This window comes from Winogradskyella sp. 4-2091, assembly GCF_045765065.1.
GTDB lineage: Bacteria > Bacteroidota > Bacteroidia > Flavobacteriales > Flavobacteriaceae > Winogradskyella.
In genome coordinates this window covers 57248-70457 of sequence record NZ_JBJKOD010000003.1, presented here as the reverse complement: position 1 = coordinate 70457, position 13210 = coordinate 57248, and the positions used below count along the sequence as shown (strand labels likewise).

Genomic DNA, 13210 nt, shown 5'->3' with positions numbered 1-13210 from the left:
TATTTTCTCTCTTAGTAATACAACTGATCTGTTTTTAAGTTCAAGAAACGTTGTGTTGCAATAAACGTACTAATCCAAGTGATAAGAATACCTAACAAGAAAATTCCAACAAAAAGAGCAACAATTAAAACAGTGTTTTTAAGTAATTCTAATTCTGGAAATGAAATATCTAAATAATACAAAACCACAGCCATACCAGCTAAAGCTACTAAAGCACCAATAATGCCCAGTTGTACACTTTTCCAAACAAATGGTTTACGAATAAAGCGTTTTGTTGCGCCAACCATTTGCATCGTTTTAATTATAAATCGTTTAGAATAAACTGCCAAACGGATTGAACTATTAATCAGCAGAACAGCAATTAAGGTAAATATGCCACTTATGAGCAATACCCAAAATGTAATTTTCTTTACGTTATCGTTCATTAATTCAACCAAATCATTATCATATCTAATTTCTTCAATAAAAGCTTTATTAGATAAACTCTCTGTAATTTCTGTTAATTGTTCTGTGGTTACAAAATCGGCTTTTAAATGCACGTCTATTGAATTCTTTAATGGATTGTATCCTACAAAATCCATAAAATCTTCACCAGTTTCAGCTTTCATAAACTCGGCAGCTTCTTCTTTTGAGACATAAAGGGCATCTTTAGTATAATCTGCCATCGCTAAACTCTTTTTTAGCTGATTTACCTCGACCTCTTTTGCTGTATCGTTTAAGTAAATCGTCATTATCACCTGCTCTTTAAAGTGATCTGCTACTTTTTTAGAATTAATTACTAAAAGGCCTAAACAACCTAAAAGAAACAATACCAAAGCAATACTAATTACCACAGATATGTAAGAAGATATAAGTTTACGTTTTTGATATTTGTCAAAAGATGATGCCATATTTTTATTCTGTAAATTTTATTATTTAATTCGCAAACCTCGCAATCATTCTAACTATAAATAGAATTACAAGAATAACGGTTATTATTACGTATTTATTAGATGATGATTTCGATTTAGAAATACATGCATCATAACGCACTTGTTGTTCTGGGTTTAGTTTAATACTTTTTAGTCTATCCAAAATACCATTAAACATCTGAAATTCTACTTCCCTCGATGCTTTATATTGTTTTAGTTCTTCACAAACAGCCAAACTATTATCTAAAATTTCATCCTTTTTCTTTGTAATTACAGGAAGGTTTTTTTCAAAAATGGCCTTATTAATGTAATTTAAAACATCGTTTACCATTGCTGCACTGACATTAATAATGTCTTCAAGGTTTTTATTTCCTGTAATTTTTTTATTTAATTGTTTTGATAATTCTACCGTAGCATCTAAACGCTCAGATAAAAATTCTACAATTCGATTTGTTGTTTCTGCATTACAAAACCAAGTAGAATTAATAAGCTTAACAACCTTTGCTTCTTTCTTTGTACCTAAATGCGTGTTGTATATTTCAACAAAAGCCTCATAATATTTAGGGCTTAGCCAATCAATAAATTCTGTACTAAACGTATCAAAAGATGGAAATTTCACAAACGTATTCAGGTCTTTTTCCGTGATAAGCTTGTTTAGAGTCTCGTGCTCTAAAAGAATAGATTCAAATTTTTCGCTCATTTTTATGCGCTAAGGTTACGTACCACGAAATTAATAAATATTATAGCCACGCAAGTAATAATCTCTATAATTTTGAATGAAATCGATACTATAATTTTTACGCTTCTCCCTTTAATTATCAGTCAATAAGTTTAAATTTGCGACTTCAATACAAGGCAAAATATAATGATGTACGATTTCAATACCATTGAAAAAAAATGGCAAGACCATTGGGCAAAAAACCAAACGTTTAAAGCTTCAAATACAAGCGACAAACCAAAATACTACGTATTAGATATGTTTCCTTATCCTTCTGGTGCAGGTTTACACGTTGGTCATCCCTTAGGTTATATTGCTAGTGATATCTATGCACGTTATAAACGCCATAAAGGATTTAACGTCTTACATCCACAAGGTTACGATAGTTTTGGGTTGCCAGCAGAGCAATATGCCATTCAAACTGGTCAGCATCCTGCAGTAACAACAGAGGCTAATATTGCAACTTACAGAAGACAGTTAGACCAAATTGGTTTTTCTTTTGATTGGAGCCGAGAAGTAAGAACTAGTAATCCTGAATATTACAAATGGACGCAGTGGATTTTTATTCAATTATTTGAATCTTGGTACAACAACGAATCAAATAAAGCTGAAGACATAAAAACTTTAATTTCAAAATTTGAAGCTGAAGGTAATACCACAGTAAATGCTGCTTGCGATGAAAATATAGAACCGTTCACTGCTGAAGCATGGAACGCTTTTTCTGAAGTTGAAAAACAAAACATTCTTTTAAAATACAGATTAACCTATTTAGCAGAAACTGAAGTTAACTGGTGCCCAGAATTAGGAACCGTTTTAGCCAATGACGAAATTGTAAACGGAGTTTCAGAACGAGGAGGACATCCTGTTGTGCGTAAAAAAATGACACAATGGAGCATGCGAATTTCAGCTTACGCAGAACGTTTATTGCAAGGTTTAGATACTATTGACTGGACAGATGCTTTAAAAGACATTCAGAAAAACTGGATAGGAAAATCAGTTGGAGCCTCTGTTACTTTTAATGTGAATGGTCATGATGATACCATAGACGTATTTACCACAAGACCAGATACCATTTTTGGAGTATCATTTATGACCTTAGCACCAGAGCACGAATTAGTATCAAAAATTACAACCGAAGCACAAAAAGCAGAAGTTGAAGCTTACATAGAAAAAACAGCAAAACGAAGCGAACGCGATCGTATGGCAGATGTAAAAACCATTTCTGGTGTATTTACAGGCGCTTATGCAGAGCATCCGTTTTCTAAAGAACCTATTCCAATCTGGATTGGCGATTACGTCTTAGCCAGCTACGGAACAGGAGCAGTTATGGCTGTACCTTGTGGCGACCAACGCGATTTTGATTTTGCAAAACATTTTGACATAGCAATACCAAATATATTTGAAGGTGTAGATATTTCTGAAGAAGCCTTTGCTTCTAAAGACAATGTAAAAATTGCCAATAGCGATTTCCTTAACGGAATGAACTATAAAAAAGCAAGCAAACGAGCTATCTATGAACTTGAGCAATTAGGACAAGGCGAAGGTAAAACCAATTACCGTTTACGAGATGCAGTATTTTCTCGTCAACGTTATTGGGGCGAACCGTTCCCAGTATATTATGTTGATGGCATGCCTCAAATGATTGATAAAGCACATTTACCAATTGTATTGCCAGAAGTTGAAAAATATTTACCAACAGAAGAAGGCGAACCACCTTTAGGACGTGCAGACGTTTGGGCTTGGGATACAGAAAATAATGCTGTGGTTTCTAATGATAAGATAAACCATACAACTATTCATCCTTTAGAACTCAACACCATGCCAGGTTGGGCAGGAAGTTCTTGGTATTTTTTCCGTTATATGGAAGATGCAGCCAATAGAGATGGCGTTTTTGCAAGTGAAGAAGCCTTAAAGTATTGGGAAAATGTAGACTTATACATTGGAGGAAGCGAACATGCAACAGGTCATTTATTGTACTCTCGTTTTTGGGTAAAATTATTGAAAGATAGAGGTTTTGTAAATGTTGAAGAACCTTTTAAAAAGCTAATTAACCAAGGAATGATTTTGGGGACTAGTGCTTTTGTTTATAGAGAAGAAAACACAAATACATACTTATCTAAAGGATTAACTGAAGATAAAAATGTGCTTCCAATTCATGTAAAGGTTAAATACATCAACGCTTCAGATGAATTAGATATTGAAGGGTTAAAACAAGATTCTGAATTCGGAGACGATTATGCTGATGCTGAATTTATTCTTGAAGACGGTGTTTACAAAGTTGGAAGAGACGTTGAAAAAATGTCGAAATCAAAATACAACGTCGTTAATCCAGATGATATTGTAGCAGATTATGGCGCAGACAGCCTAAGACTTTATGAAATGTTCCTTGGTCCATTAGAACAATACAAACCTTGGAATACGGCTGGTATTACAGGAGTTCACGGTTTCCTTAAGAAACTATGGAAATTATATGTTAGCGAAGATGGTTTAAAAGTTAACGATGCAGAACCAACAAAAGACAACTTAAAGACCTTACATAAAACCATAAAGAAAGTACAAGAAGATATTGAGAATTTCTCTTTTAACACCTCTGTTTCTACCTTTATGATTGCTGTAAACGAATTAACGGCTCAAAAGTGTACAAGTAAAGATATATTAGAACCAGTATTGGTTTTAATTTCGCCTTATGCACCGCATATTGCTGAAGAATTATGGTCGCAATTAGGACATGAAGGCTCTATATCCACTGTAGATTTTCCGGAATTTGAAGCCAGTCATTTAGTAGAAAGCAGTAAAAAATATCCTATTTCATTTAATGGTAAAATGCGTTTTACTTTAGAGTTACCAATGGATATGAGCAAAGACGATATCGAAAAAACCGTTATGGCACACGAGAAAACCATAGCGCAATTAGATGGCAGAACACCTAAAAAGGTCATCGTAGTGCCTGGTAAAATTGTAAATATTGTTGGGTAAACTGATAAAACATATCATCATAACTTTGTTACCAATTATAGGTTGGTCTCAAAGTTATGTTGGTACTATTGGTAATTATCCTATTCATTTAGAAGTCAACGTTTATCCACATGAAAAAGACTCAACCTCTGGCGAATTAGAAGGTTATTATTTTTACGATTCTAAATTAATAAGTATTCCTATTTGTGGTCGTTTTAATAAAGAAAGTGTCGCTTTAATTGATGGATATTACTTCTCACATGAAAAGGTTTTTGATGCCGACGAAGTTTTTGACTTAACAAAAAAAGGCAATCAACTTATAGGCAATTTCACTTTAAAAGATGATACTTATAAAGTCATTTTAACCGAAACAGAACAAGAACCATTAGAAGATTTTAGAAATCCTAAACTAACTTTTGTAAAAGATAGTGTTGTTAATTTCAAGGACAAACAGTTGGTTTGGTTTACAGAGAAATATTCAAAATTACCATTATTTAGATTAGGCAACGGTTTTACAAAAGCACAAAGAGCTAAGTTCAATCCTATTTTAGATGCTATTCACCTTGAAGATGCTAAAGATAATTTAGACTGTAATTCTTGGTTTGAGATTTCATACGAAATCAACCTCGTCAATGATAAATTTATAAGTTATTTAAAACAATACAGTGTCTATTGTGGTGGAGCACATCCTTCGCATGGCAACGTAGGTTATAATTTTAACCTTAAAACATTAGAGGTCCTTGAGGACGTAGAATCTTTATATCCAAAGGTTGATTTCTTTCAGAAATTAAAAGACAAATATCAAGATTCTGAAAATGATGTTGCAGATGAAGAGTGTGAAACTTTTGTAGACGACAGTTATTGGCAATACAAGACATGGAATTTAACCTCAGAAGGTGTTATTCTTATACCGAATTATCCGCATGCAATGACGCCTTGCGAAGATCACTATTTTCTGAGTTACGCTGAACTTATAAAAGCGTAATGTTATGTATTTAGACAAACCCTCGGAAGAAGAATCACCAATTAAAAAAAAACGAAAAAGTTTCAAAGATTATTTTGAATATGGCAACAGTCAAATTAATCAAGTAGGTCTCATTTTATTTATATCTTTTATAATAAGCAGTTCGCTCATATATGTATTTGACGAACGCTTTTCTGAAAAAAGTTGGAAACAAAGTCCTATGAAACGCTACCAAATGGTAGATGATATTATCGATCGAGATCTTTTTATAAATGATTCTAAACAAGTCGTGATTTCTAAATTAGGGCAACCCAGAATATTAAATTCTTCTACAAACAAGCAATATAATTATTATATCGGTACAGGTCTTAAAGTTTCTAACGACCAAACCGCAATGCTTAGTTTAATCTTTCAAAATAACAAGGTTATCAAGGTCTTATTATTACCAAGCACTAACTAACTCAATATGAGCACTTTTACGGTAATCGAAACTTTTTAACTTTGGTCGAATATCACTTTACACTAAAAATCTACACGGTTTTTAGAAGTCTCTAAAATATTAACACAATAATACTAATTTCGTAAAAATGGAATCAAATTCATACTCAAATTTGGAAATACGCCTTATTTAATAGTAATTTTCAAAAGCTATTAATCTATTAAAATCTACAAAAATGAAAATTGGAGTCCCAAAAGAAATTAAAAACAATGAAAACAGAGTTGGTATGACACCAGCTGGTGTTTTTGAATTAACAAAAAACAAACATGTTGTTTATGTTCAAAAAAGTGCTGGTTTTGGCAGTGGCTTTTCAGACTTAGACTATATTGATGCAGGTGCTATTGTCTTAGACACTATTGAAGACGTTTACGCATCTAGTGATATGATTGTAAAAGTAAAAGAACCTATTGCTGAAGAGTATCCTTTAATACAATCACACCATGTCGTGTTTACATATTTTCATTTTGCCTCTAGCGAACCGTTAACAAAGGCTATGTTAAAAAGCAAAGCCGTTTGTATTGCCTATGAAACTGTAGAAGATGAAGATGGTTCTTTACCATTATTAACACCAATGTCTGAAGTTGCCGGAAGAATGGCCATACAACAAGGTGCAAAATATTTAGAAAAACCAATTAAAGGTCGTGGTGTATTATTAGGAGGTGTTCCTGGTGTACCTCCAGGACGTGTATTAGTTTTAGGAGCTGGTGTTGTTGGCATCCAAGCTGCAAAAATGGCGGCAGGATTAGGAGCACATGTAACCGTTATGGATATTAACATGAAACAATTACGTTATGTAAATGACGTAATGCCTAGTCATGTAGTTACGGAATTTTCTAGTGAATACAATATAAGAAAACGTATTAAAGACCACGATTTAATTGTTGGTGGTGTTTTACTTAAAGGTGCAAAAGCGCCTAAATTGATATCGAGAGATATGCTTAAAGATATGCGACCAGGAACTGTTTTGGTAGATGTTGCCGTTGACCAAGGTGGTTGTATGGAAACTACGAAAGCGACGACACATGAAGATCCAACTTATATCATTGATGATGTTGTACATTATTGTGTGGCAAACATGCCAGGTGCTGTACCTTACACATCAACATTAGCCTTAACTAATGTAACTTTACCTTATGTGCTTCGTTTAGCCAACCAAGGTTGGAAGCAGGCTTGTGAAAAAGATGCCATGTTAGCAAAAGGATTAAATATCGTTGATGGCAAAATAGTATATGAAGAGATCGCAGAAGCTTTTAACTGGTCAGTAGACGCTATGTAATAAATTTATCCTGTCATAATTTTAACTGACAATATTACCTAACTCAAATTTGGCTTACTATTTGTTATCTTTACAATTGTAAATTCAAAATTCGATTAAAATTATGATGGGTTATTATATCATTGCAGGAGTTATCTTCTTAGTAAGTACTTTTGTAAGTAGAAAATTAAAAAGTAAGTTTGAGTATTACTCTAAAGTAAGTCTTAGAAATGGACTTAGTGGTAGAGAAATAGCAGAAAAAATGCTTGCTGATAATGGCATTTATGATGTAGAGGTAATTTCTACTCCTGGTCAACTTACAGATCATTACAATCCTGCAAATAAAACCGTTAACTTAAGTGAAGTTGTATATAATCAACGTAATGCTTCTGCTGCAGCCGTTGCTGCTCATGAGGTTGGTCACGCTGTACAACACGCAACAGCTTATAACTGGTTAAAAATGAGATCTGCTATTGTACCTGCAGTTGGTATTAGTAGTAAACTCTCTAACATTGTGATTATGGCTGGTTTATTTTTATCTGCCTCTGGTACTGTATTTGGAAGTACAGTGTTCTTAATTGGTATTGTATTGTTTGGTGTTACTACGTTGTTTACATTTATTACTTTACCCGTAGAATACGATGCTAGTAACAGAGCTTTAGCTTGGCTAAAGAACAAAAACATGGTTACACCAGAAGAATATAAAGGTTCTGAAGATGCACTTAGATGGGCCGCAAGAACATATTTAGTAGCCGCATTAGGCTCTTTGGCAACACTACTCTACTTTGTAAGTATATTTTTAAACAGAAGATAATGGTTTAAAAAAAATCAATTTAAATATTAATAATATCTTTAAAAGCTTTGATTTTTTCAAAGCTTTTATTTTGTTTTCAATACCGAAAACACCTACATTTATATCAATTCTTACCTAAACAAATAAATTTATGGAAAATCAAATCCCAAACCATCCAACTGGAAAAGTTCTGATTGGGCACCTTTCAGACGTAGAGCGTGCTGCATTTTATAAAAAAACTTATGCTCATGTTGCGGGCGGTGTACTTGTTTTTGTATTATTTGAATACTTATTACTTCAAAGTGACACTATAGTAAACTTTATGTTTTCTATGACCGAAGGTTATAAATGGCTATTAATGTTAGGTGGCTTTATGCTAGCAACAAACTATGCGGAAAGTATGGCTATGAAAACTACCGATAAAAATATACAGTACTTAGCCTATGGTATTTATATATTTTTTGAAGCCTTAATTTTTATTCCTATGATTGCAATAGCCGCAGGATATATGGAATCTGGACCAGAAATCCTTCAGCAAGCCGCAATAGTTACTTTAGCACTATTCACAGGCTTATCTGCCGCAGTTTTACTAACCAAAACTGATTTTTCGTTCTTAAAAACAGGCTTAACCATTGGTTTCTTTATTGCTATTGGTTTAATTATAGCAGGATCACTTTTCGGATTTAATTTAGGTTTATGGTTCTCTGTTGGTATGTGTTTACTCGCAGGAGGTTCTATTTTATACCAAACATCTAATTTAGTAAACACGTATGGTGTTGAGGATTATATACCTGCAGCATTAGGCTTATTTGCTTCTTTAATGTTGTTGTTTTGGTACATTCTTAGAATATTTATGTCTAGAGATTAAAATAGAAATCCAAAAATATATAAAAGCCCAACTAAAAATATTAGTTGGGCTTTTTCTATAAATATTTTATTTTAACCCAAAACAAGCAAAAAACCGATATAAAAGTTAAAATAACACACAATCTTGTCAATTCTATTGTTTTCTAAAGCTTACATCATTCATAAATTTGCACCCGAATTTATTTAACCCCAAACAAAGGAATAAACAATTAGATTATGAAAACAAATAACAGAGTAGTTGTAGAAAGTAAAGTAGGAACTAAGACATTAAAATTTGGAAATGCTAGTTCTATGGTATGGAATACTAAACGACGTTTTAAATAAGTATAGAAATTACTTTAAAAACAAAAAGCCCAATTGAAAATTCAATTGGGCTTTGTTAATAGATATTATTTGATTTTGTTACCATCTTTATCATAAAAATGGTATTCAAGATAAGTGTAAGCATCTCTAGGTAAAACTTTTACCCATTTTTTGTGTTCAACAAACCACTTTGAACGTACTGATGGAAACCCTTTGGTTAAAAAGGCTGCTATAAAAGGGTGTGTATTGAGTGTTACCTTTTTATAGTCTTTTTTGAAAACACGCTCTAGGTCTTGATTTATTCGTTCTACCACTTTTATTGGTGCTTCGATTTCATCACCTCCTACAAGGTTTGGGTTTTCTTCTTTTGTTTTAATATTGCGCTCTGGCCTAACGCGTTGTCTGGTTATTTGCACTAATCCAAACTTACTCGGCGGCAATATTTTGTGCTTTGCTTTGTCATCCTTCATCTCATCTCTAAGATAATTGAAAAGCTTTTTTCTGTTCTCTGCTTTACCCATATCAATAAAATCGATAACAATTATTCCTCCCATATCACGTAAGCGCAATTGGCGAGCAATTTCTTGGGCAGAAATCATATTGACTTCTAAAGCAGTATCTTCTTGGTTCTTCTCTTTGTTAGAGCGATTACCACTGTTTACATCTACAACATGAAGGGCTTCGGTGTGTTCAATAACCAAATAAGCGCCTTTTGCCATAGATACGGTTCGTCCGAATGATGTTTTTATTTGGCGTTCAATGCCAAATTTTTCGAAAATAGGAACACCATTTTTATAGTATTTTACTATGGACTCTTTGTTTGGTGCAATTTGCTGCACATAATCTTTTACTTGTATGTACAATTCTTCATCATCTACAACAATACCAGAGAATGAATCATTAAATATATCTCTCAAAATTGAGGATGCTTTGTTCATTTCTCCCAATACTTTAGTTGGGTGATGTGCTTTATACAATTTTTTACACATTGCTGTCCATCGATCCAGCAAATTTTGTAAATCACTATCGAGCTCGGCAACTTTTTTGCCTTCTGCTACTGTACGTATAATAACTCCAAATCCCTTAGGTGTAATACTTTTAACAAGTCTTTTTAAGCGATCTTTTTCTTCTTGCGATTCAATTTTTTGAGAGATTGAAATACGATTAGAAAAAGGTACTAAGACAATGTATCTACCTGCAATAGACAATTCTGAGCTAATGCGAGGTCCTTTAGTTGAGATTGGTTCTTTTACTACTTGTACTAATATGGATTGATTAGATTTAATAGCATTAGCAATAGTGCCATTTTTATCTAAATCTTTCTCCATAGGAAAGTCTTTAAGGGTGTAATCCCTTAATTTCCCTGTGCTTACACGTTTAATGAATTTCATAAGCGAAGGTAATTGTGGTCCTAGATCATGATAGTGTAAAAAACCATCTTTCTCGTAGCCAACGTTAACAAACGCAGCGTTTAGACCAGACATAACTTTGCGTATTTTGGCAATAAAAATATCACCAACAGCAAAGTCATTATCCTCTTCGTCTTTATGTAATTCAATAAGTTTTCCATCTTTTAATAAGGCAAAATCAACAATATCTGAACTCGATCTTACGATTAATTCTTTGTTCATAATGTTAATTTATATCTAACTCTTCATTGAGGTAGATGGATTTTACTAAATTATTTGACACAGGATTAATATCCAACAAATTATACAACACTCTATTAAATGTTGTCAATTCTATATCAAAGAACGTTTCTTTAAAAATGAAAAAAGTAGTTCTAAAACTACTTTTAACAATTTATTTCTTTTTATGACGATTAGCGCGTCTACGTTTTTTACGCTTATGCGTCGCTACCTTGTGTCTTTTTCTTTTTTTACCACTTGGCATAATAAATAATGCTTTTTAATTAATATTTAGTTTAAATTTTTTCTAGTTAACCTCAACATTAGATTTAACACCTTCTAAAAATACTTTTGCAGGCTTAAATGCTGGTATGTTGTGAGCTGGAATTTTTATTGTAGTATTCTTTGAAATATTACGACCTGTTTTTTCAGCTCTTGTTTTAATGATGAAACTTCCGAAACCTCTTAAATAAACGTTATCTCCACTTTCTAAAGATGTTTTTACTTCTTCCATAAAAGTTTCAACTGTCGCTTGAACGTCTCCTTTTTCAATACCTAACTTATCAGATATTTTTGCTACCAAATCGGCTTTTGTCATTACTATTAGTTTTAGGGTTACTTTTTAATTCTAAGGGATTGCAAATATATGTAATTTAATTTCAATATTTCAAACGTAATTAATTAAAATTTAAGATGATAAACATTTAATTTTGCTTTAACACTTAAAATGAAAAATGGATTTCAAATACAAATTAATTAACTGGTACTCAGATAACAAGAGAAAACTGCCTTGGCGAGAGACTAAGAATCCATATTATATTTGGCTTTCAGAAATTATTTTACAGCAAACTCAAGTAAAACAAGGTCTTCCATATTATGAAAATTTCGTCGCAAAATACCCAACAATATTTGACCTTGCATCTGCCTCTGAAACTGAGGTACTAAAATTATGGCAAGGTTTGGGATATTACTCTAGAGCAAGGAACCTTCATGCCACTGCAAAACATATTGTAAATACCTTTAATGGTGTTTTTCCTAACAACTATAAAGATTTATTAAAATTAAAAGGTATTGGCGATTATACAGCTAGTGCTATTTCATCAATTGCATTTAAAGAAGTTGCCGCTGTTGTTGATGGTAATGTATACAGAGTTTTATCGCGCTACTTTGGTATTGACACACCAATAAACTCAACTTTAGGAATTAAAGAATTTAAAACTTTAGCTTCTACTTTAATAGATAAGGAGGAACCTGACACCTATAACCAAGCCATTATGGAGTTTGGCGCGTTGCAATGCAAACCTAAAAATCCAGATTGCAATTCTTGCCCTATTAATGAAAGCTGTATTGCTCTTCAGAAAAAAAAGGTTGATACACTTCCTATAAAGTTAAAGAAAACCAAAGTGTCCGTTAAGCATTTTAACTTTTTAGTGTATATAGACAATAACGGTAAAACGCTTTTTGAAAAACGAACCCATAAGGGCATTTGGCAAAACCTCTACCAGTTTCCGTTGATTGAATCTAAAAAAAGTCTTTCTTCAAGTGATTTTGATGTTTTAGATCTAACAGACACTATTTTAAATCATATTGATTTTGATTACTCATTATATAATGATGAAGATATTGTACACAAATTATCGCATCAACATCTTTATACTAAGTTTTGGATTATAAATGTTAAGGAACTACCAAACGATGCTGTCTCAATTAAATCATTAAAAAAATTACCTACACCAGTACTTATTAGTGAGTTTATAGAAAAATTCAATTTTTAGAACCCTAAAGAAATCACATTTTTTTACTACTTTTAAAGTAGTGATTGCTCAATTGAGTAACTTTGCTACTTAAAACTACAATATTATGGCTGGAACATTGAATAAAGTAATGCTTATAGGAAACTTAGGTGACGAAGTAAAAATGCATTATTTTGATGATAAAAATTGTGTTGGTCGTTTTCCTATCGCTACTAGCGAATCTTATGTTAGTAAGCAAACCAATGAACGTATTACCAATACTGAATGGCACAATATTGTAGTAAGAAATAAGGCCGCAGAAATTTGCGAAAAATATTTATCTAAAGGAGATAAGGTATACATTGAAGGTAAAATAAAAACTAGAAAGTGGACAGACGACAAAGGTATGGAACGCTATTCTACAGAAATACAATGTGATGAATTTACGTTTTTAACACCTAAAAACGACCAACAGCCCAATCAATCGCAAAAACCTAATTTACCAAAGGCCAATCCTCAATCGCAGCAATCGGCTAAAAATGCTGACATTGCAGAAGATAATGATGATTTACCATTTTAATTTT

12 protein-coding genes are annotated in these 13210 nt (G+C 32.6%); 8 read left to right on the top strand and 4 right to left on the bottom strand.

Annotation, left to right across the window (positions count from 1 at the left end; all coding sequences use genetic code 11):
* Positions 1–11: 11 nt before the first annotated feature.
* A complete protein-coding gene (locus ACJBCC_RS04860; protein ID WP_299102373.1) occupies positions 12–890 on the bottom strand; it encodes an ABC transporter permease in 879 nt (292 codons plus the stop codon).
* 25 nt (positions 891–915) lie between these two features.
* A complete protein-coding gene (locus ACJBCC_RS04855; RefSeq protein ID WP_299102375.1) occupies positions 916–1611 on the bottom strand; it encodes a hypothetical protein in 696 nt (231 codons plus the stop codon).
* Between the two features lie 165 nt (positions 1612–1776).
* On the opposite strand from ACJBCC_RS04855, the gene leuS reads away from it, so the two are divergent.
* From leuS to ACJBCC_RS04825, 6 genes are all read left to right on the top strand, one after another.
* Entirely contained in the window at positions 1777–4605 is a 2829-nt protein-coding gene (gene leuS / locus ACJBCC_RS04850) for a leucine--tRNA ligase (RefSeq protein ID WP_299102377.1), read from the top strand.
* Between the two features lie 25 nt (positions 4606–4630).
* Positions 4631–5569, top strand: a complete 939-nt coding sequence (locus tag ACJBCC_RS04845) for a hypothetical protein (protein WP_299102379.1) — start codon at positions 4631–4633, stop codon at positions 5567–5569.
* Positions 5570–5573: 4 nt separating this feature from the next.
* Positions 5574–6008, top strand: coding sequence for a hypothetical protein (locus tag ACJBCC_RS04840; protein WP_299102381.1), 435 nt, complete (start codon positions 5574–5576; stop codon positions 6006–6008).
* Positions 6009–6222: 214 nt separating this feature from the next.
* The gene (ald, locus tag ACJBCC_RS04835; RefSeq protein WP_299102383.1) at positions 6223–7323 is read left to right on the top strand and encodes an alanine dehydrogenase; all 1101 of its coding nucleotides are present in this window, start codon (positions 6223–6225) and stop codon (positions 7321–7323) included.
* A gap of 103 nt (positions 7324–7426) precedes the next feature.
* Entirely contained in the window at positions 7427–8116 is a 690-nt protein-coding gene (locus tag ACJBCC_RS04830; RefSeq protein WP_299102385.1) for a zinc metallopeptidase, read from the top strand.
* 130 nt (positions 8117–8246) lie between these two features.
* On the top strand, positions 8247–8963 hold the full coding sequence (locus tag ACJBCC_RS04825) for a Bax inhibitor-1 family protein (RefSeq protein ID WP_299102387.1): 717 nt from the start codon (positions 8247–8249) through the stop codon (positions 8961–8963).
* A 388-nt stretch (positions 8964–9351) separates the two neighbouring features.
* Here the strand turns inward: ACJBCC_RS04825 and ACJBCC_RS04820 are convergent, their stop codons facing one another.
* Complete coding sequence (locus ACJBCC_RS04820; RefSeq protein WP_299102388.1) at positions 9352–10896, bottom strand: ribonuclease E/G; 1545 nt, start codon at positions 10894–10896, stop codon at positions 9352–9354.
* Positions 10897–11200: 304 nt separating this feature from the next.
* A complete protein-coding gene (locus ACJBCC_RS04815) occupies positions 11201–11491 on the bottom strand; it encodes an HU family DNA-binding protein (RefSeq protein WP_008270198.1) in 291 nt (96 codons plus the stop codon).
* Between the two features lie 136 nt (positions 11492–11627).
* Between ACJBCC_RS04815 and mutY the strand changes: the two genes are divergently transcribed.
* Together mutY and ACJBCC_RS04805 are read left to right on the top strand one after the other, a co-directional pair.
* Positions 11628–12668: an A/G-specific adenine glycosylase gene (gene mutY, locus ACJBCC_RS04810; protein ID WP_299102390.1), complete on the top strand. Its 1041-nt coding sequence runs from the start codon at positions 11628–11630 to the stop codon at positions 12666–12668.
* 85 nt (positions 12669–12753) lie between these two features.
* Entirely contained in the window at positions 12754–13206 is a 453-nt protein-coding gene (locus ACJBCC_RS04805; protein ID WP_299102393.1) for a single-stranded DNA-binding protein, read from the top strand.
* Positions 13207–13210: the final 4 nt, after the last annotated feature.